The sequence below is a fragment of the Methylobacterium sp. J-026 genome (assembly GCF_022829585.1).
Taxonomy (GTDB): Bacteria; Pseudomonadota; Alphaproteobacteria; order Rhizobiales; family Beijerinckiaceae; genus Methylobacterium.
Map to the genome: position 1 here is coordinate 1 of NZ_JAKSYC010000319.1, position 19,136 is coordinate 19,136.

Annotated in this window: 15 protein-coding genes and 1 tRNA gene; 10 read left to right on the plus strand and 6 right to left on the minus strand. The window is 71.6% G+C overall.

The annotated features are described in order from the left end of the window. Positions 1-1,003: ATP-binding protein (locus MKK69_RS27315; RefSeq protein WP_243973241.1), on the plus strand; the 1,003-nt coding region annotated here is incomplete at its 5' end. A 122-nt stretch (positions 1,004-1,125) separates the two neighbouring features. On the opposite strand, the gene MKK69_RS27320 is transcribed toward MKK69_RS27315, so the two are convergent. Then, a tRNA-Sec gene (locus tag MKK69_RS27320) sits at positions 1,126-1,218 on the minus strand. Between the two features lie 167 nt (positions 1,219-1,385). Further along, positions 1,386-2,456, minus strand: a complete 1,071-nt coding sequence (locus MKK69_RS27325; RefSeq protein ID WP_243973243.1) for an oxidoreductase — start codon at positions 2,454-2,456, stop codon at positions 1,386-1,388. A 196-nt stretch (positions 2,457-2,652) separates the two neighbouring features. Here MKK69_RS27325 and MKK69_RS27330 point away from each other — a divergent pair, with 196 nt between their 5' ends. The 6 genes from MKK69_RS27330 to MKK69_RS27355 all read left to right on the plus strand — a co-directional run bounded on the left by MKK69_RS27330 (position 2,653) and on the right by MKK69_RS27355 (position 10,502). Further along, positions 2,653-5,031: an ATP-binding protein gene (locus tag MKK69_RS27330; protein WP_243973244.1), complete on the plus strand. Its 2,379-nt coding sequence runs from the start codon at positions 2,653-2,655 to the stop codon at positions 5,029-5,031. Continuing rightward, positions 5,028-6,392: a sigma-54-dependent transcriptional regulator gene (locus MKK69_RS27335; protein ID WP_243973246.1), complete on the plus strand. Its 1,365-nt coding sequence runs from the start codon at positions 5,028-5,030 to the stop codon at positions 6,390-6,392. Before MKK69_RS27330 ends, MKK69_RS27335 begins: the two co-directional genes overlap by 4 nt. A gap of 196 nt (positions 6,393-6,588) precedes the next feature. Continuing rightward, entirely contained in the window at positions 6,589-6,840 is a 252-nt protein-coding gene (gene hfq / locus MKK69_RS27340) for an RNA chaperone Hfq (protein ID WP_007563033.1), read from the plus strand. Between the two features lie 517 nt (positions 6,841-7,357). Next, a complete protein-coding gene (hflX, locus tag MKK69_RS27345) occupies positions 7,358-8,770 on the plus strand; it encodes a GTPase HflX (RefSeq protein ID WP_243973248.1) in 1,413 nt (470 codons plus the stop codon). After that, a complete protein-coding gene (locus MKK69_RS27350; protein ID WP_243973250.1) occupies positions 8,770-10,095 on the plus strand; it encodes an adenylate/guanylate cyclase domain-containing protein in 1,326 nt (441 codons plus the stop codon). The genes hflX and MKK69_RS27350 overlap by 1 nt, the downstream gene beginning before the upstream one ends. Before the next feature lie 179 nt (positions 10,096-10,274). Beyond that, entirely contained in the window at positions 10,275-10,502 is a 228-nt protein-coding gene (locus MKK69_RS27355) for a hypothetical protein (protein ID WP_243973252.1), read from the plus strand. A 94-nt stretch (positions 10,503-10,596) separates the two neighbouring features. On the opposite strand, the gene MKK69_RS27360 is transcribed toward MKK69_RS27355, so the two are convergent. Next, positions 10,597-12,843: a TonB-dependent siderophore receptor gene (locus tag MKK69_RS27360; protein ID WP_243973253.1), complete on the minus strand. Its 2,247-nt coding sequence runs from the start codon at positions 12,841-12,843 to the stop codon at positions 10,597-10,599. A 248-nt stretch (positions 12,844-13,091) separates the two neighbouring features. Further along, positions 13,092-14,387 carry an alpha/beta hydrolase gene (locus tag MKK69_RS27365; protein ID WP_243973254.1) on the minus strand — a complete coding sequence of 432 codons (1,296 nt, stop codon included), beginning with the start codon at positions 14,385-14,387 and terminating at the stop codon, positions 13,092-13,094. Between the two features lie 295 nt (positions 14,388-14,682). On the opposite strand from MKK69_RS27365, the gene MKK69_RS27370 reads away from it, so the two are divergent. Further along, positions 14,683-14,856: a hypothetical protein gene (locus MKK69_RS27370; RefSeq protein ID WP_243973255.1), complete on the plus strand. Its 174-nt coding sequence runs from the start codon at positions 14,683-14,685 to the stop codon at positions 14,854-14,856. Between the two features lie 31 nt (positions 14,857-14,887). On the opposite strand, the gene MKK69_RS27375 is transcribed toward MKK69_RS27370, so the two are convergent. Together MKK69_RS27375 and MKK69_RS27380 are read right to left on the minus strand one after the other, a co-directional pair. After that, complete coding sequence (locus MKK69_RS27375; RefSeq protein ID WP_243973259.1) at positions 14,888-16,522, minus strand: acyl-CoA synthetase; 1,635 nt, start codon at positions 16,520-16,522, stop codon at positions 14,888-14,890. 186 nt (positions 16,523-16,708) lie between these two features. Beyond that, complete coding sequence (locus MKK69_RS27380) at positions 16,709-17,269, minus strand: PAS domain-containing protein (protein ID WP_243973260.1); 561 nt, start codon at positions 17,267-17,269, stop codon at positions 16,709-16,711. 371 nt (positions 17,270-17,640) lie between these two features. On the opposite strand from MKK69_RS27380, the gene MKK69_RS27385 reads away from it, so the two are divergent. Continuing rightward, positions 17,641-18,288 (plus strand): ParA family protein, encoded by a 648-nt coding sequence (locus tag MKK69_RS27385; RefSeq protein WP_243973262.1) that lies wholly within the window; start codon positions 17,641-17,643, stop codon positions 18,286-18,288. Continuing rightward, positions 18,272-18,598 carry a ribbon-helix-helix domain-containing protein gene (locus MKK69_RS27390; RefSeq protein WP_243973264.1) on the plus strand — a complete coding sequence of 109 codons (327 nt, stop codon included), beginning with the start codon at positions 18,272-18,274 and terminating at the stop codon, positions 18,596-18,598. The genes MKK69_RS27385 and MKK69_RS27390 overlap by 17 nt, the downstream gene beginning before the upstream one ends. Positions 18,599-19,136 lie beyond the last annotated feature (538 nt).

The following is a 19,136-nucleotide window of genomic DNA, read 5'->3' on the forward strand; positions in this document are numbered from 1 at the left end:
TCTCGACACGGCGATGAGTTCGGCCGACCGGGCCGCCGCGCTGACCCACCGGCTGCTCGCCTTCGCCCGTCGGCAACCGCTCGATCCGAGCGTCACCGACGCCAACGCCCTGATCGTCGGCATGTCCGACCTGCTGCGCCGGACGATCAGCGAGGCCATCGATCTGCGCATCGAGACCGCCCCCGGGCTGTGGCCGACCCTGTGTGACCCGCACCAGCTCGAGAACGCGATCCTCAACCTGGCGATCAACGCCCGCGATGCGATGCCGGACGGGGGCACGCTGACGATCGAGACCGGCAACGGCCGTCTCGCCGACACGGACGCCGCCCCGCGACCGGGCGCGCCGCCGGACGAGTACGTCCGCATCGTCGTCCGCGACACCGGCACCGGCATGCCCCCCGAGGTCATCGCCCGGGCGTTCGACCCGTTCTTCACGACGAAGCCGCTCGGTCAGGGCACCGGGCTCGGCCTGAGCATGATCTACGGCTTCGCCAAGCAGTCGGAGGGCCATGCGCGGATCGAGAGCGCGGTCGGCACGGGGACGTCGATCACCCTCTACCTCCCCCGGCACCACGGCGACGCCGATATCCGGACGGGCTCGGTCGCCGGCGCCGAGATGCGGCGGGGGGCCGGCGAGACGATCCTGGTGGTCGAGGACGAACAGGTCGTCCGCGACCTCATCGTCGAGGTGCTGCAGGATCTCGGCTACCGGGTGCTCGAAGCCGTGGACGGCCTCGCCGGGCTGCGGGTCCTGCAGACCCCGGGGCGGATCGACCTGCTCGTCACCGATGTCGGCCTGCCGGGGCTGAACGGGCGGCAGCTCGCCGATCAGGCGCGCGAGACCCGGCGCGCCCTGAAGGTGCTGTTCATCACCGGCTATGCCGAGACCGCGGCGAGCGCCTCCGGGTTCCTCGATCCCGGGATGGCGATGATCACCAAGCCCTTCCCGATGGAAGCCCTGGTAGCGCGGATCCGGGCGATGATCGAGGGCGGCACGGCCTGAGATCCCGGACGCGTCCCGCCTGCGGAACGGTTTCAGGGCCGGGCGGAACGCCGACGGGGCTTCACCCCGGTCGGGATCGCAGGGGCCCTGTCGTGCCGTGCAGGCAGGCTCGGGGGCGGATTTGGCGGAAGCGGATGGGAATCGAACCCACCGTACGCTGTTGGCGTACCGCTGGTTTTGAAGACCAGGAGGGCCACCAGACCCCGTTCGCCTCCACGATCGGAGCTAGGGGCCGCGGCCGCCGGGGTCAAGGTCCCGGCCGCCGCGTCCCGACGCGACGGCAGGGCCGCGTCCCGACGCGGCGGCCGGGCCGCGCGCAAAGGTCGCGGCCGGCCGGATCCCGCCCCCGAATGCCCCGACCGTCGGGATCGACGCCGCCCGCTCAAGGCCCCCGCTCGTCCGGCGCCAGCGCCAGGCCGACCGACGCCCCGGTCCGGGCCGACGTGAGCGCCGCCTCGAGGCAGGCCATCACGCGAACGGCCTCCAGCGCCGCCGCGTCGTCGACCGGCCCCCGGGCGATCGTCTCGGCCACGCCCTGGTAGAATCGGCGCTGGTCCCCGGCCACGGCCGGCACACGCGTCACCCGCCCGGCCCCGTCATGGATCTCCAGCGCGTCCGGATCCGCGCCCCATCCCGGCGCCCCGGGGGCGAGGCCCGCCAGCAGCTGCCGTTCCTGGAGGTCCGGCCCGTGCTTGATCAGGCTGCCGGCCTCGCCGTGCACGCGGAAGCGGGGCGACCCGCCGGCGACGAGCATGCTGGCGTGCAGCACCACGCGCAGGCCCGGATAGTCCAGCACCACGTGGGCCCAGTCGTCGGACCGCGCCCCGGGCCGGAGCCGCGCCAGGGCGGCGGTCACCCGGTCGGGCAGGCCGAAGAGAAGGAGCGCCTGATCGAGGAGATGGGGCCCGAGATCGTACCAGATCCCGCTCCCGGGGCCGTCGCCCTCGCGCCACCGGTCGCGGACCTGGGGGCGGAACCGGTCGAGATGCGATTCGAAATGCCGGACCGGTCCGATCACGCCCCCGGCGATGGCTCTGCCGACGGTCAGGACATCGCTGTCCCAGCGCCGGTTGTGGAACACCGCGAGCAGCCTGCCCCGGCGCCGCGCCGCGTCGCGCAGGGCGCGCGCCTCCGCGAGGTCGAGGGTGAAGGGCTTGTCGACCACCACGTGCTTGCCCGCCGCCAGGGCCGCCCGCGCCAGGGGGGCGTGGGTGTCGTTGGGGGTGGCGATCACCACGAGGTCGACCGCCGCCGCGGTGGCGACCGCCACGGGATCGGCGACGACCGCCAGACCGGGCAGGTCGGCCTCGACCCGGGTGGGATCGCGCGAGCCGACCATCCGGAGATCGAGGCCGGCGACGGCGCGGATCAGGGGCGCGTGGAAGGTCCGGCCGGCATAGCCGTAGCCGATCAGGCCGACCCGGATCGCGGCGGCGGGGGAAACGCCGGTCATGGCTCGGTCCTCCTCCGGCCCCGCCGCGCGGCCGGCCCCGGGTTACGCCCGGGGCCGGCCGAGTCGCCACCGGAAAATCCTGGCGCCGCGGCGCGGCGTGCGGTGGTGGACCCGCGATAAATTCAACTTGCGCGCGTCGTCGCCGATGGGCCGAGTCGTATTAATTCCGCCACACTGTTGTGGCCCTGCACCAGTCATGCCGTTCCTGCAGCGCTCACCGACAGAGGAAGGCCCCGCGCCGGACCCGGAAGGGACGGGCGAGGGGACGGGTCAGGACGCGGCGCTGGCGGAATCGCTGCGGCCGGGCCCCCGCGGTCCGGGCTGGGTCGGGGCCGCCGTGGTGGTCACCGCCCTGATCTCGGCGCTGGCGACCTTCCTGATCCTGGCCGGGGTGATCCGGGTGACGCCGACGCCCGCCTACGGCGTGACGCTGCTCGGCATCAACGCCGCCCTGGTGCTCGGCCTCGCCTTCATCATCGCCTGGGAGGCGCGGGTCTTCCTGCACGCCCGCAAGGCCAACGCCGCGGTGGCACGGCTGCACACCCGCATCGTCGGCCTGTTCTCGCTGATCGCGATCCTGCCGACGATCCTGCTCGCGGTGGTCGCCTCCGTGACCATCGACCGCGGCCTGTCGCTCGGCTTCACCGACCGGGTCCGCGACGTGGTGCTGAAATCCGTGGAGGTGGCCGACGCCTACCAGGAGAACCAGTGTCAGAGCCTCGCCCGGGAGATCCGCATCCTGGCCGACGACCTCACCCGGGCGCGGCCGAACTTCGACGTGAACCGCGACTGGTTCCAGACCTTCCTGACGACCCGGGCGACCAATCTCGGCCTGCCGGTCGCCCAGATCATGCGCGGACCCACCGAGGTGGTGGCCCGGGCCAAGATCGACGTCCTCAAGACGAACCGCCTGCCCTCGGCGGCGGCCTTCGAGGACGCGGCGACCTCCGCCGACCCGATCTGCCTGCTGCCCACCGAGGGGCGGGTCTTCGCCGCCCTGGTGCGGATGCCCGCCTACGACGACGCCGTGCTGATGGTGCAGCGGGAGGTCAGCCAGCTCGCCATCGAGTTCCCCGGCGTGTCCCGGGCGGCGGCAGCCGAGTACCTGACCTACGATTCCCTGCGCCGCTCGATCCAGATCACCTTCGCGTCGGTGTTCCTGCTGATCGCCCTGATCGCGCTCCTGTCGGCGGTGTGGTTCGGCATGAACTTCGCCAACCGGTTCGTGGCCCCGATCCGGCGGCTGATCAACGCCGCCGACCAGGTTGCGTCGGGCAATTTCTACGCCCAGGTGCCGACCAGGAAGACCAGCGGCGACCTCGCCCATCTGGGCGAGGCCTTCAACAAGATGACCCAGGAACTGCGCCGCCAGCATGCCGGCCTGCTCGCGGCGAGCGACCTGATCGACACCCGCCGCCGGTTCACGGAGGCCGTGCTGTCGGGGGTCTCGCCCGGGGTGATCGGCCTCGACGCGTCGGGCTTCGTCACCATCGCCAACCCGGCCGCCGAGCGGATGCTCGACCTGGAGAGCGACGCCCTGGTCGGCCAGTCCCTGGCCCGGGCCGTGCCGGAACTCGCCCCGGTGCTCGCCGAGAGCGAGGCCCGCCCGCGCAGCCTGCAGCAGCAGCAGATCCAGCTCGCCCGGTCGCGGGGCGAGCGCACCATCACGGTGCGGGTGACGAGCGAGCAGGCGCAAGGCTCGTCCCGGGGCTCGGTGGTGACCCTCGACGACATCACCGACCTCGTCCAGGCGCAGCGCAGCTCGGCCTGGGGCGACGTCGCCCGCCGGATCGCCCACGAGATCAAGAACCCCCTGACGCCGATCCAGCTCTCCGCCGAGCGGATCCGGCGCAAGTACGGCAAGGTCATCACCGCCGACAAGGAGGTGTTCGACCAGTGCACCGCCACGATCGTGCGCCAGGTCGACGAGATCAAGCGCATGGTCGACGAGTTCTCGGCCTTCGCGCGGATGCCCAAGCCGGCGATCGCCCCGAACGACCTCACCGAGATCGCCAAGCAGAACCTGTTCATGATGCGGGTCGCGCACCCGGACATCGACTTCGCCTTCTCGGCCGAGACGGGCGCGGCGGAGGGCGGCGCGGCCAATTCGGAAAAGATCGTGGCGGCCTTCGACATCCGGCTGCTCAGCCAGGTGATCACCAACATCCTCAAGAACGCCGTCGAGGCGGTGGCCGAGGTGCCGGAGGCCGAGCTCGGCAAGGGCAAGATCGGCCTAAGCCTCGCCGTCGAGGACGGGTTCGCGGTGATCGCCGTCACCGACAACGGCAAGGGATTTCCCGCCGAGGGACGCCAGCGGCTGCTCGAGCCCTACATGACCACCCGTGAGGGCGGCACCGGGCTGGGGCTTGCCATCGTCAGCAAGGTGCTTGAGGAGCACGGCGGCGGGATCGAGCTGAACGACAATCCCGCCGGCCGCGGCGGCCAGGTGCGGATGCGGATCCCGCGCGAGCACGGGCCCGAGCCGGCCGGGGCGAACCCCGGCACCAGTCCCGTCACGACAGAGGAGAAGGGCGCCGCGCCGACGGCCCCCCGGATCGCGGAGATGCACGCATGAGCGCCGATATCCTGATCGTCGACGACGAGGCCGACATCCGCGACCTCGTGGCCGGGATCCTGGACGACGAGGGCCACCGCTGCCGCACGGCCGGCGGCTCGGACGAGGCGCTGGCCGCCATCGAGGCGCGCCGGCCCCACCTGGTGTTCCTCGACATCTGGCTGCAGGGCTCCCGGCTCGACGGCCTGCAGGTGCTCGACCTGATCAAGGCGGCCAATCCCGACCTGCCGGTGGTGATGATCTCCGGCCACGGCAACATCGAGACCGCGGTCTCGGCCATCAAGGCGGGGGCCTACGACTTCATCGAGAAGCCGTTCAAGGCCGACCGGCTGATCCTGGTGGCCGAGCGGGCGCTGGAGGCCTCGCGGCTGCGGCGCGAGGTCCGCGACCTGACGGCGCGCTCCGGCACCACCAACCGCATCGTCGGCGCCTCCCTGGCGATCAACCAGCTGCGCCAGACCCTCGACCGGGTGGCCCCGACCAACGCCCGGGTGATGATCACCGGGGCGCTGGGCTCGGGCAAGGAACTCGCCGCCCGCAGCCTGCACAAGGCCTCGGCCCGGTCGAACGGCCCGTTCGTGCTGCTCAACGCCGCCGCGATCCTGCCCGAGACCATGGAGGCGGAGTTGTTCGGGGTCGAGGGCGAGACCGGCCGGCGGGTCGGCGCCCTGGAGGAGGCCCATGGCGGCACCCTCTACCTCGACGAGGTCGCCGACATGCCGCGCGAGACCCAGAGCCGGATCCTGCGCGTCCTGGTCGACCAGAATTTTCAAAGGGTCGGCGGCACGACGCGGGTCCACGTGGATGTCCGGATCATCTCGTCCTCCTCCCGGGACCTCCAGGAGGAGATCGCGGCGGGCCGGTTCCGCGAGGACCTGTTCCACCGGCTCTCGGTGGTGCCGATCCGGGTGCCGGCCCTGTCCGAGCGCCGCGAGGACGTGCCCGAGCTGATCCAGTTCTTCATGGACAACATCTCGTCCCAGACCGGCCTGCCCAAGCGCCGGATCGCCGAGGACGCGATGGCGGTGCTGCAGTCGCACAACTGGCCGGGCAACGTCCGCCAGCTCAAGAACAACGTCGAGCGGCTGATGATCCTGACCCAGGCCGACCCGGAGCAGGAGGTCACCTCGGAGATGCTGCCCTCCGAGATCGGCGCCCTGGTGCCGACGACGCCGGGGGGCGCGGGCGGCGAGAAGCTGATGAGCCTCGCGCTCCGGGAGGCCCGGGAGATCTTCGAGCGCGAGTACCTCGTGGCGCAGATCGCCCGGTTCTCGGGCAACATCTCGCGCACCGCCGAGTTCATCGGCATGGAGCGCTCGGCCCTGCACCGGAAGTTGAAGTCCCTGGGTATCGGCCCGTGAGCGGGAGAGTCGGGCCGACGCGGTGAGAGTGGTGCCGATCCGTCACGGATGACGCCGAAGCGGGGGTTGCTTGCACCCACGCTTTCACCAAGTCATGGTGCTTGTATACAAAGCCGCGGGCGGGATGGTCGGTGATCCGGCCCGCGACATACCCATCCCGGGCGGATCGAACCGGGACAACAAGAAGGCCAAGAAGATGGCGGGCGAACGCGCACAGAACCTTCAGGACACGTTTCTCAATCATGTCCGCAAGAACAAGATCCCGCTGACCATCTTCCTCGTCAACGGCGTCAAGCTCCAGGGCGTGGTGACCTGGTTCGACAACTTCTGCGTGCTGCTGCGCCGGGACGGGCATTCCCAGCTGGTCTACAAGCACGCGATCTCCACGATCATGCCGGGCCATCCGGTGCAGCTGTTCGAGCCGGACGAGACCGCCGAGAAGGCGTGATTTTCGCGGGAGGGCGGCACCGTCCCGAACCGCCGTGGGCTTGGACGGCGCGGATCCGGTCTTCCGGGCGGGCCACAAGGTTCAAACATCGGCATTTGTATCGCTCCGGCTGGACTTCAGGCTCGCTCCGGAGCTGACACCCGCCCTGCCTCCCCCCTCTGCGTCAGCAGGGGGCGGGAGAGGGGCAGCGCGACGGTTCAGGATGGATCGAGCGGCGCGACATTTCCTACAGCGGCGTTCCCCTCTCCCGCCCCCTGCTGACGCAGAGGGCGCCCATTGGGTCCCCCGCCCCCGCAGAGGGGGGAGGGGTACGCGCCTGGGGCTGGCCGTTGGCCTCATCTGGAGGCGGCGTGTGAACGTCGCAGCCTCTGCGGGGGCGGGTGAAGGCCCCATCCCGCCGTGGGATATCTGCGGCGGTTCCCGGCCGGCATCTTGGCCCGGCCCGCCCGCATCCCCATTCTGTCGAATCCGACTTCTCGAACGAAGCCGCCGGCGTTCCGGCGGCGCTAAAGGCTGCATGAGCGAGACGCTGACGTCCGGCGAAGCCCGCCTCCAGGCGCAGGCCGCCCCCGAGGGCGAGATCGCCGCGGCGACCCACACCCTGGTGATCGGCCCCTATCTCGCGCGCGGCGCATCGGGGTCCGGGCACGGGCCGGCGGCGCCCACGCGCTCCGTGGAGGCGCGCCTCGACGAGGCCACCGGCCTGGCCGCCGCCATCGAGCTCGACGTCGTCGAGAGCCTCGCCGTCAGCCTGCCGCGGATCCGCCCTGCGACCTATCTCGGCAAGGGCCGGGTCGAGGAGATCGCCGGCCTGATCCGCGCCCGGGAGATCGGCCTCGTGGTGATGGACTGCGCCCTGTCGCCGGTGCAGCAGCGCAACCTGGAAAAGGAATGGGGCGCCAAGGTCATCGACCGGACCGGCCTGATCCTGGAGATCTTTGGCCGCCGCGCCTCGACCCGGGAGGGCACGCTCCAGGTCGAGCACGCGCACCTCGCCTACCAGAAGTCGCGCCTCGTCCGCTCCTGGACTCACCTGGAGCGCCAGCGCGGCGGCTTCGGCTTCCTGGGCGGCCCCGGCGAGACCCAGATCGAGGCCGACCGGCGCATGATCCAGGAGCGCATGACCCGGATCGAGCGCGACCTCGACGCGGTGGTGCGGACCCGCGGCCTGCACCGGCAGAGCCGGGCGCGGGTGCCGTACCCGATCGTGGCGCTCGTCGGCTACACGAACGCCGGAAAGTCGAGCCTGTTCAACACGCTGACCCGGGCCGAGGTCACCGCCAAGGACATGCTGTTCGCCACCCTCGACCCCACCGCCCGGGCGACCAAGCTGCCCCACGGCGAGACCGTGATCCTGTCCGACACGGTGGGCTTCATCTCCGACCTGCCGACGCCCCTGATCGCGGCCTTCCGGGCAACCCTGGAGGACGCCATCGAGGCCGACGTGCTGCTGCACGTGCGCGACGTCAGCCACGTCGATTCCGAGGCCCAGGCCGAGGATGTCGGCGAGGTGCTGCGGGAACTCGGCATCGAGACCAGTGCCGAGCGGATCATCGAGGTCTGGAACAAGGCCGACCTGCTCGACGACGACGAGCGCACCCGGCTGATGAATCTCAGCGGCCAGGGCAAGGTCCGCAACGACCGCGACAGCGCCGCGCCGGTCCTGGTCTCGGCGCTGACCGGGGAGGGGCTCGCCGCCCTCAACAGCCGGATCGAGGCGCGGATCGGGCGCCACCGGGCGAGCTTCGCCGTGGCGCTGCCGCCGGAGGACGGGGCGGCGCTGAACTGGCTCTACGAGAACGCCGAGATCCTCGACCGGCGCGCGGAGGCGGACGGCACCCTGCACCTCGCGGTGCGGATCGCCCCCGAGAAGGAGCCGCGCTTCCTCAACCGGTTCGCGGCGGCCCGGCGCCTCGACCGGGGCGGCTGATGGCCCCGGGCGGCGCCGAGAGGCCGCCGCTTCCCGCCCCGCTCCCCGCCCGGGCGCAGGCCGAGGGCCGGGCGGCCGCGGGTTCGGACGACGCGGCGGTGCTGCGGGCCATGCAGGCGGGCGGGGGCCTGCGCCTGCTCGGGCTGCGCGCCATCATCGTGCTGGTGCTGCTGATGGCGGCCCAGGCCTATGACGGCTCCCTGCACGCCCTCAGCCACTGGTTCATCCTCGGCCTCTACGGCTTCGGGACGGTCTGGTTCGGGCTCGGCGAGCGGAGCGGCGGCGCGCGCGCCACACGCTGCAGCTGGGCCGGCACCGGGCTGAATGCCGGGCTCGCGGTCTACGTGATCATCGAGCACATGCTGGCCGGGGGCGGGGCGGGCCTCGGCGCCGACGCGGTGAGCCGCCTGCCGGCCTTCCTGCTCCTGCTCCAGACCGGCCTGAGCATGCGGGTGGCGCAGACCCTGGTGTTCTGCGGGCTCGTGACCGCCTGCTGGAGTGCGGCCTTCCTGGCCGGCCTGATGCGGCCGGACCTGTTCCCGGGGCCCGACACGTTCCCGACCGCGCAGGTGACCGGGCTCGCCACCTTCGTGGCGGCGGGGCTCCTCGTGGTCGACGGCGTGAGCCGCCTGCGCGGGGCGGTGACCCGGGCGCTGCGGATGGAGCACGAACGGGCCCGGCTCGCCCGCTTCGTGCCGGATCCGGTCGCCCTCGATCTGGCCGCCGAGGAGGGCGGTTCGGCGCCGGGCGTCCACCGGCGCCACGCCTGCCTGATGATCCTCGACATCCGCGGCTTCTCCCGGCTCTCCCGGGAGCACCCGCCCGAGACCATGGTGGCGGCCCTGCTCGCCGTCCGGGGGGCCGCGCAGGCGGCGGTGGCCGAGCGGGGCGGCCTCGTGGACAAGTATATCGGCGACGCGGTGCTGGTGCAGTTCGTGGTCGGCCCGCCCGCCGCGCAGGCGCGGGCGGCGCTGGCCTGCGCCCTGTCGCTCCGCCGCCGGATCGCCGCCCTCAACGCGGCCCGGGCGGCGGAGGGGCTGTTCACCCTGCGGGTCGTGGTCGCCCTGCACGCGGGCGACCTCCTGGTCGGGGTGTTCGACGACGGGGTCCGGGCCGAGTACACGGTGCTGGGCCCGGCCATGAACGCCCTGTCGCGGATCGAGGCCCAGGCCAAGGCCGCCGAGATCGAGGTCGCCGCCTCGGGGGATTTCTTGGATCTGCTCCGGGGCGCCCTGCCGGCCGGCATTCGGGCCGTCCCGGTGCCGCAGGCGACCCTGCCCGAACCCCTCACCCTGTGGGCCATCGCGGCGGGTCCGGGGGCCTGATCCGGCCCTCCCCCCGGGCGGGTGAGGCGAGGCCGGGATCGGAGGAAGCGGTCGCGGCCGGGGCGGCCCTGCGCCCTGTCACAGGATGCCGCGCCGCGATTCCAGGCCGCATCCGGAACCGGATCGTCCGCAACCCGTTCGGTCGGCGCGGCGCAGGGTCGCGGAGAGATACTCGTCCCATGAACAAGATCATCCTCGGCGCGACGCTCGCGCTCGGCCTCGTCCTCGGCACGGCGGCCCCGGTCCTGGCCGCCCCCGGCGACGGCCTCGACCGGAACGCCGCCGCCCAGGGCAACGGCAATTTCGGCGGCATGCACCGCAACGCCCGGATGCAGTCGGGGATGATGCGCCATCGCATGATGCACCGCCATCACCGCCACCACATGATGCGCCGGCACATGCGCTGACCGATCGGCCCCCGCCCGCTCCTCGGAGAGCGGCGGGCCGGGGGCCTCGACCGGGACCGGGCGCGGATCTACCGCGGAGACGCGGTGACCCCTCTCACCATTTGTAGCTGACCTTCGCCAGGACGCGCCGGGCGTCGCCGTAGAAGCAGGAATTCTCCGCCTGACAGGAGGAGACGAAGCGCCGGTCGGCGAGGTTCGTGGCGTTCACCTGGAAGCGCCAGTTCTCGTAATCGTAGTGGACCTGCGCGTCGAACAGCACGTAGTCGGGCAACCGCAGGGTGTTGGCGACGTCGGCGAAGGAGCGCCCGATGTAGCGCACGCCGCCGCCGAAGCCGAAGCCGCGCCAGTCGCCGGCCGGGATCGTGTAGTCGAAGAACAGGTTGGCGAGGTTCTCCGGCGTGTTCACCGGGACGCGGCCGATCTGGTCGGCATTGCCCCGCACGCTGTTGATCCCGAACACCGTGTAGGAGGCGACCACGTTGAGGCCGTCGAGCAGGTTGGCCACCAGCTGCGCCTCGAAGCCGGTGGAGCGCACTTCGCCGATCTGGGTCTGGAACAGGGTGTTGACCGGGTTCGGGGTCTGCACGTTGCTGCGGTGGATGTCGAAGCCGGCCAGCGTCAGGAAATAGCCCTGGCCCGGCGGCTCGAACTTCACGCCGCCCTCGATCTGGTCGCCCGTCTCGGGCTTGAAGGTCTGGCCGTTGATGTCGGTGCCGATCAGCGGCTGGAACGAGGTCGCATACATCACGTACGGCGCGAGACCGAAGTCGAAATTGTAGATCGCGGCCGCCCGGTAGGTGAAGGCACTGTCGTTGCGGCCGTTGGTGTTCGACGGGGTCAGCCGGTCGTAGACCGTGTTCTCGACGAAGTCCTGGCGGCCGCCGAGGATCAGGCTCAGCTCCGGCGTGAGCTTGATCTGGTCCTGGAAGTAGAGCCCGATCTGCTGAAACGAGTCCGCCTGGATCAGGTAGGGCGTGGCCGAGACCGTCTGCGGGCCGTAGATCGGCGCGAGGATGTTGAGGTTCGGGCCGGGGAAGCCCGAGGCCTGGTTGTCGTGGATCTGGAAGTTCCGGTACTCGACGCCCATCAGGACATCGTGCCGGAAGAAGCCGTCGGAGAACTTGGCCTCGGCCTGGGTGTCGACGTCGAGCTGGGCGACCTTGGCGTGGTCGCGGAACAGGTAGCGGGCGAGCTGGGTCTGCTGGGCGTCGGCGTAGCCGAGCTGGCCGATATAGGAATTCTGGTTGCTCTCCGCGAAGGCGTAGCGGGCGTTCTGGCGCACCGCCCAGGTGTCGTCGAAGACGTGCTCGAACTCGTAGCCGATGGAGGCCTGGTCGCGCTGGAAGGTGTTGAAGCCGGCGTCACCCACGTTGAGGGAGCGCGGGATGCGCAGGCCCAGCACCGTGGGCTTCACCGTGCCGTAATAGGGCAGGAAGTTCGAGGTCACCGCCGTGTTGTCGTGCTGGACGCTCGACAGGATGGTGAGCTTGGTCGACCCGTCCGGCTTATAGGTGAAGGCCGGGGCGATGTAGTAGCTGTCGTCCGGCGCGCCCTGGACCTGGGTGCCGCCGTTGCGGGCATAGCCGGTCAGGCGGGTGAACCAATGGCCCTCCTGGTCGGCCGGGCCGCCGACGTCGAAGGCGGCGTAGCGCTGGTCGAAGGAACCGCCGCCGACCTCGATGGAGCCGAACGGGGTCTCGGTCGGGCGCTTGGTGACCTGGTTGATCAGGCCGCCGGGATTGCCGGCGCCGAACAGCACCGCGGCGGGGCCGCGCAGCACCTCGACCCGCTCCAGCCCGTAGGTGTCGACCCGGTAATAGGCGAAGCCGTAGTTCAGGAGCTGCAGGCCGTCCCGGTAGAGGCCGTAATCGCTGGCCACGAAGCCGCGCAGCTGGAAATAGTCGAGGCGCGTGTCGGCGCCGAAGGTGCCCGCATAGGTGCCGGCGACGTATTGCGTCGCCTGCTGCAGGGTCTGGGCGTTCTGGGTGTCGAGCTGCTGGCGGCCCACCACGGTGATCGATTGCGGGGTCTCGATCAGCGGCGTGTTGGTCTTGGTGGCGGTGGCCGAGCGCCTGGCCACGTAGCCGTCGACCGGGCCGGTCGGGCTCTCCACCGCCCGCGCGGTCGCGCCCGCCCGGGCCACGGGGACCGGCGCGCCGCCCCCCTGGCTCTCGACGCTCAGTTCCCCGAGCTGCACGCTGCTCCCGGCCGGCGAACCGACGCCGCGGCGGGGCGCGTCCTGGGCCAGGCTCGGCGCGGCCTGCGCCAGGACCGCGAACGAGGCACCGGCCAGCAGGGTGCGGGCGAGCGGGGTGCGGAAACGGGGGTGAGCAACTCTCATGGGACCTGGCCGGATGCGACGCCACGGGCAGCCGGCCGCGATCGCCGGGATGGCCCCCGCCGCCGATGCCGCGCTGTTTAGAATTGTGCTAAACTACTGTTTTGATTGGTCTTTCGTCTTCAAGACCTACGCGCAGCCATGCGCGGCCGCAAGCGGCCCTCGCGCATCGGGCGAGGGCTGTTGCGGTCGAGACACGCATCGGTGGCAAGTCGGGCCGGGCCCGGCGGGGCGGATAGGGGAGGGGCGGCCTACCGGACGCGCCCCGCGAGCCAGCCGGCCACGAGATCGGCCACGGCGTCGCTGTTGGTCTCCAGCATCATCATGTGGCCGTTGCCGCCCAGACCCCGGTCGGCCAGCGGGATCACGTCGGGCTTGGCGCCCGCCTGGGTCAGGAAGGCGGCCGTGCAGGCATCGTAGGGGGCGTGGAAGGAAGCCTCCGCGGTCACCAGCACGGTCGGGACCTTCGCGAGGTTCGGCAGGGTGCGGACGGGCTCGCCCTGGAGCCAGCAGCGCACCCGCCCCTCCGCCGCCTTGCCGTCGGGCCCCTTGTCGGGCCCCTTGTCGGGGCCCTTGGCCTCCTGCGCCACGATCAGGTCCTCGGGCGCCCGCACGGCCGGCGCGAAGGTCAGCGGCATGCGGGTCAGCCCGTAGGCGCGGGCGCGCCCGTCCCCGGCCTTCTCCCAGAACTCCTTGCCGCCGCGGAACTGCACGTCGAAGAAGGGCGGTCCGCTCGGCTCCACCGCCACATGCGCCTTCACGAGGTCCGGCCGGGCATCGGAGGCCGCCCAGCCGAACAGGGCCCCCTGGCCGTGGGTGAGCAGGATCGCCGGGCCGATCCGGTCGAGGAGCGCGATCAGGGCGGGATCGACCAGCTCCTCGGTCTGCTGGCTGTTGGCGAGGAACGGGACCTGGCTGGCGAAGAACTGGTCGAAGCCGGCATTGCCCTGCACGCCGGCCCCGCCCGGCCAGCGGGTGTGGAGCTTGGCCTGCGGGTACAGGTCGTAGACCTCCGGCGCCGTGTGGGTCCTCTCGAGGCTGCGCGTGCCGAGCCGGTCGTAGGGGCCGTAGACCTCCGGGTTGGTCCCCGAGCGCCCGCGCCCGACCTGATCGAGCACGTAGACCTGATAGCCCTTCTCGACGAAGCGCTGCACCCAGCCGGGCCGTCCGTCCGCGGTGGCGAGGAAGTTCACCCCGGTCTGGGCGAGCCCGTGGACCATCACCACCGGGTAGGGCTGGGTGACCCGCTCCGGGGTCCGCGACTGCACGAACATCTGGCCGATCATCACGGTCTTGTCGCCGAGTTTCGCGTAGCGGCCGCCGACGTAGAAATAGCCGGCCCGGGTCACGGGCTCGCCCGGGGCCGGGCGGGAGGCCAGCGATGTCGGCGTCGGGACCTTTCCTGGATCGGGCACTTGCGTAGGCGCTTGCGTAGGCACCGGCGCCGGCACCGTTTCCTGGGCGCGGGATGGCCCCGCGGTCAGGATCGCCGCCTGAAGGGCGAACCAGGCCGCGAGGGCGCCGTTCGCGATGCCGTTGCCGGCCATGCCGTCTCTCCCGGATGCACCCCGCTCCGCGCGGGGGGCTTATTGCGGGAAACGCAACGCTCGGCCACCTCGGAAAGCTGCACGGTCCCGGTCTTCGCGCCGCCGCCGCACCAGTGCCGGCGGGGCGCAGGCCGTCCGGGACCCGGCGAGCCCGAACGTGGACGCATGCCAGGCGCGACCATGCGGCGCTGGCGGCGCGGGGCCGGCACGCCCACCTTGGGATGGTGCCGACGCCGTGATCGTGGGCGCCTCGCCCGGACCGTCCGCGGCGCGATTCAGCTAAGGACTCCCCGCCGTGGACCCCGCAACCGCCAAGACCCTGGTCTCCGCCGCCCTGGTCGCCTCGATCGCCCTGTTCAGTCTGGTGTCGTTCCAGGCGTTCTTCGCCCAGGTCCTGGCCGACCTGCGCGACGCCCGGGCCGTGCGCGTCCCGGTGCGCGCCGACCGCCGGGATCCCCCGCAGACCTGACCGGGCCGGGCGGTTCCGGCGAGCCTCGGTCTCAGGCCTCCTCCCGGGCCCGCGCGCGCAGTACGAACTTCTGCACCTTGCCGGTGGAGGTCTTGGGCAGCTCGCCGAACACCACGTGGCGGGGGAGCTTGTAGGATGCGAGCCGGCCCCGGCACCATTGGATCAACTCGTCGGCGGTGGGCGTCGCCCCGGGCTTCAGCTCCACGAAGGCGCAGGGCGTCTCGCCCCATTTCGCATCGGGCTTGGCCACCACGGCGGCGCCCGCCACCGCCGGGTGCTTGAACAGGGCGTCCTCGACCTCGATCGACGAGATGTTCTCGCCGCCCGAGATGATGATGTCCTTCGAGCGGTCCTTGAGCTGGATGTAACCGTCCGGGTGCTTCACCCCGAGGTCGCCGGTGCGGAACCAGCCGCCCGTGAAGGCGGCCTGCGTGGCGGCCGGGTTCTTGAGGTAACCGCGCATCACCACGTTGCCGCGCATCATCACCTCGCCGATCGTCGTGCCGTCGGCCGGCACCGGCGCCAGCGTGTCCGGATCGCGCACGTCGAGGGCCTCCAGGACCGGGTAGCGCACCCCCTGGCGGGCTTTTTTGGCGGCCCGTTGATCGGCCGCCAGGGCGTCCCAGTCGGCGTGCCAGGCGTTGACCACCGCCGGGCCGTAGCTCTCGGTCAGCCCGTAGAGGTGGGTGACGTCGAACCCGGCCTCGGCCATGCCGGCGAGCACCGCCTCGGGGGGCGGGGCGGCGGCCGTGAAGAAGGCCACCCGCCGGGGCAGGTCCCGGCGCTCGGAATCGGCGGCATTGATCAGCATCTGCATGACGATCGGCGCGCCGCAGAGATGCGTGACCCCGTGCTCGGCCATCAGCCGGTACAGCGCGTCCGCCCGCACCTGGCGCAGGCAGACATGGGTGCCGGCCACGATCGACAGGGTCCAGGGGAAGCACCAGCCGTTGCAGTGGAACATCGGCAGGGTCCAGAGATAGACCGGGTGCTGCCCGAGGCCGCCCGTGACGACGTTGCCGAGCGCCAGCAGCGCCGCGCCGCGGTGATGGTAGACCACGCCCTTCGGGTCGCCCGTGGTGCCCGACGTGTAGTTCAGCGTGATCGCGTCCCACTCGTCGTCCGGGAGCTGCCAGTCGTGGTCCGGATCGCCGGCCGCCAGGAACGCTTCGTAGTCGGTCTCGCCGAGGCGTTCGCCCGGGCCGTCATAGACCGGATCATCGACGTCGATGACCAGGGGCTTGGTCTCCAGTCCCTCCAGGGCCGCGGCGGCGGTGCGGAAGAATTCGCGGTCGGTGATCAGCACCCTGGCCTCGCCGTGCTCCAGGCAGAAGCGGATCGCGGCGGCGTCGAGGCGGGTGTTGAGGGTGTTGAGCACGGCCCCGGTCATCGGCACGCCGTAGTGGCACTCGATCATCTCGGGGGTGTTGGCCAGCAGCGCCGCCACCGTGTCGCCGCGGCCGATCCCGCGCCGGGCCAGGGCCGAGGCGAGCCGCCGGGCCCGGGCGTAGAGGTCCCGATAGGGCCGCCGCAGGGCGCCGTGGATCACCGCGACCTGATCGGGGAACACCCGGGCCGCCCGGTCCAGGTAGAGCAGGGGGGTCAGCGGCTGGTAGTTGGCCGGCACGCGGTCGAGGTCGCGGTCGTAGATCGTGTCGCGGGCCATCCCGTCCTCCCCGGCAATTCGTTGTCGGGACAGTAGCTTGCCGGCGTCGACGGCTCCAGTCGTGGTTTCGAAAGGTCGAGACCTTTCGCGGGTCCAGGGCGGCGCCCTGGAGAACATCTCAGGGTCCAAGATCTCAGGGCTCCGCCCCCGAACCCCGCCAAAGGGCTCGCCCTTTGGAAACCCGCTTCAATGCCGCGATTCGTCCTCGGGCTCCGGCAGGAAGCGGGCGAGCTCGAAGCCGATCTCGATCATCAGGTGCTCGATCCGGTCCGTGAGCGCCGGCCGGTGCAGGGCCCGGGCGAGGTCGCGCAGGGCGATGATGTGCTCGGCCATCCGGTTCACCACGCGCTCGCTCTGCACGAGGTTGACCGCCTGCTCCTCCGTCCGGTCGATGGCGATGCCGCGCCCGCGCGTCGCCCGGCCGGTGGGATCGTGCTCGATCCGGCCGCGCATCAGCAGCGTGCGGATGCCGTCCCGGGTGTCCCGCGTGCGGAACTCCGCCTCCACGGAACCGCCGATCACCGCGGCCGCATGCAGGTAGCTCTCGATCCGGACGCGATCCTCGGGATGGGTGCGGTCCAGGAAGGTTTCGAGGGACACGCCGCTCGCCGCAGCCGCCGGGTCGAGGCCGAGCAGGCCCGCGAAGGAGGCCGAGAGCTCCAGCTGCCCGGCCCAGTAGTCGTGGACCCACGTGCCGACCACGCCGGAGGCGTCGAGGACGGATTGCGGGATCGGGGCTTCGGCCATGCCATTCCTCGCGGGGATGTCCGACGTTCTTAAACTTGAGGTTATCAACCCCGCAGACTCCCCATGTCGGTCGTGCCCAAGCTACGGTATCGACGCCGACGTGGGAAGTCTGTTAACCCATTTCAGGCCAAAAATCTTAACCTGAAGTTTAGGATCTTTCGAGGTGCGCCGGTGCGATCTGCATGAGGCGGGCCAAACGCGCTCTTAACGCTCCGTTAACCATGTCGGCGCCACCGTGCCCATGGGCCTCCTCGGGCTCCGGGATCGCGGCACCGGGCGATCCAGCCACCTGAGGTTGGCTCAAGCGGCGCCGTGACCGCGAGTCGCAGGCGCCCGGACGGATGCGCGGGGCCTTCTGGAGGACGCCCAGGATGAAAGCGATCACCTTCGTCACGCAGAAGGGCGGCAGCGGCAAGAGCACGCTGTGCATCTCCCTGGCGGTGGCCGCCCGGGAGGCCGGCCACACGGTCTGCATCCTGGAGATGGACCGCCAGGCCACGATCTCGGACTGGGCCGACCACCGGACCGTCGATGGCCCGGAGGTCGCGCAGATCGACGCCACCCAGATCGACGCCGTGATGGAGCGCCTGCGCGACTCGGCCTACGACTACGTGTTCATCGATACGCCCGGCGTCGATTCCACCGGCACGCTGTCGGCGATCCGCGCGGCGGATCTCTGCATCATCCCGTGCCGGCCGACGCCGGCCGACCTGCGCGCGTTCAAGCCGACCCTGGCGGCCGTCTACCGGCTGGAGAAGAAATTCGCCTTCGTGCTCAACCAGACCCCGCCGCGCTCCTACCGGGTCCGGGACGCCGCGGACGGGCTCGCCGTGCTCGGCATCCTGCCCGACGTGAACATCGTCGCCCGCGCCGACCACCAGGACGCGATCGGCCTCGGGCAGGGCGTCACCGAGTTCAACCCCAAGGGTCAGGCCGCCGGGGAGGTCCGCCGCCTCTGGTCCTGGATCGAGCGCCGCACGCAGTCCCTGAGGACGGGCCAGCATGTCCAAGCCGCCTAAGCTCAGCCTCGCGGCGATCGTCGCCTCGGCGAGCCCGCCGGCCAGATCCTCCGCGGCGCCGCGGCCGCAGGGCGCCGAGATCGTCGCCCTGACCCTGGCGCCCCCGGCGCCGAGACAAGCGGCCACGCTCAAGCAGCGCGCCCGCCAGATGTCGGTCTACCTGGAGCCACCGGTCTACGATCAGGTCCGGGACCTCGCCTTTGCCGAGCGGACCAAGATGCACGCCCTGATCTTGGAGGGCCTCGACCTCCTGTTCAAGCAGCGCGGCGCCCGGTCGATCGCGCAGCTGACCGAGACCCGCTCCCGCTGAGGGCGGCTCCACATCCGTCCCGCCCCCTCTGCCGGCCGGGACGTTCCTACATGTTCATCGGAGGGAGGCAGGATCCGCGCGTCTCCCTCCCCCCTCTGCGGGGGAGGGTGGGCGCGGGGGAGGGCAGGGACAGGCCTTGGACACCCGGACCGAATGGGGCCGAGCCAGTCATGCGGCTCGCCAAACCCGCCCGCGTCACGCTCCCCGCTCCCGCCCACGCGTGAAGGAGAGGCCAGCCACCCCCGCGGCGGCGGAGTCACTGGCGCTCCGACGTGGGAGGTTCCGACCTCCTTCCGGCGTGGGGGGGCACGGGGGCCGTGGCGCGAGGCGATTTGCCGACTCGCATAGCTGGCACGGGCGACATCGTTAGCGCCCTCGAGGGCGCGTTCCTGACTTCCCACGCGCCCTCCCTCCCCCGCAGAGGGGGGAGGGAGACGCGCGGATCCTGCCTCCCTCCGATGAACATGTAGGAACGTCCCGGCCGGCAGAGGGGGCGGGACGGATGTGGAGCCGCCCTCAGCGGGAGCGGGTCTCGGTC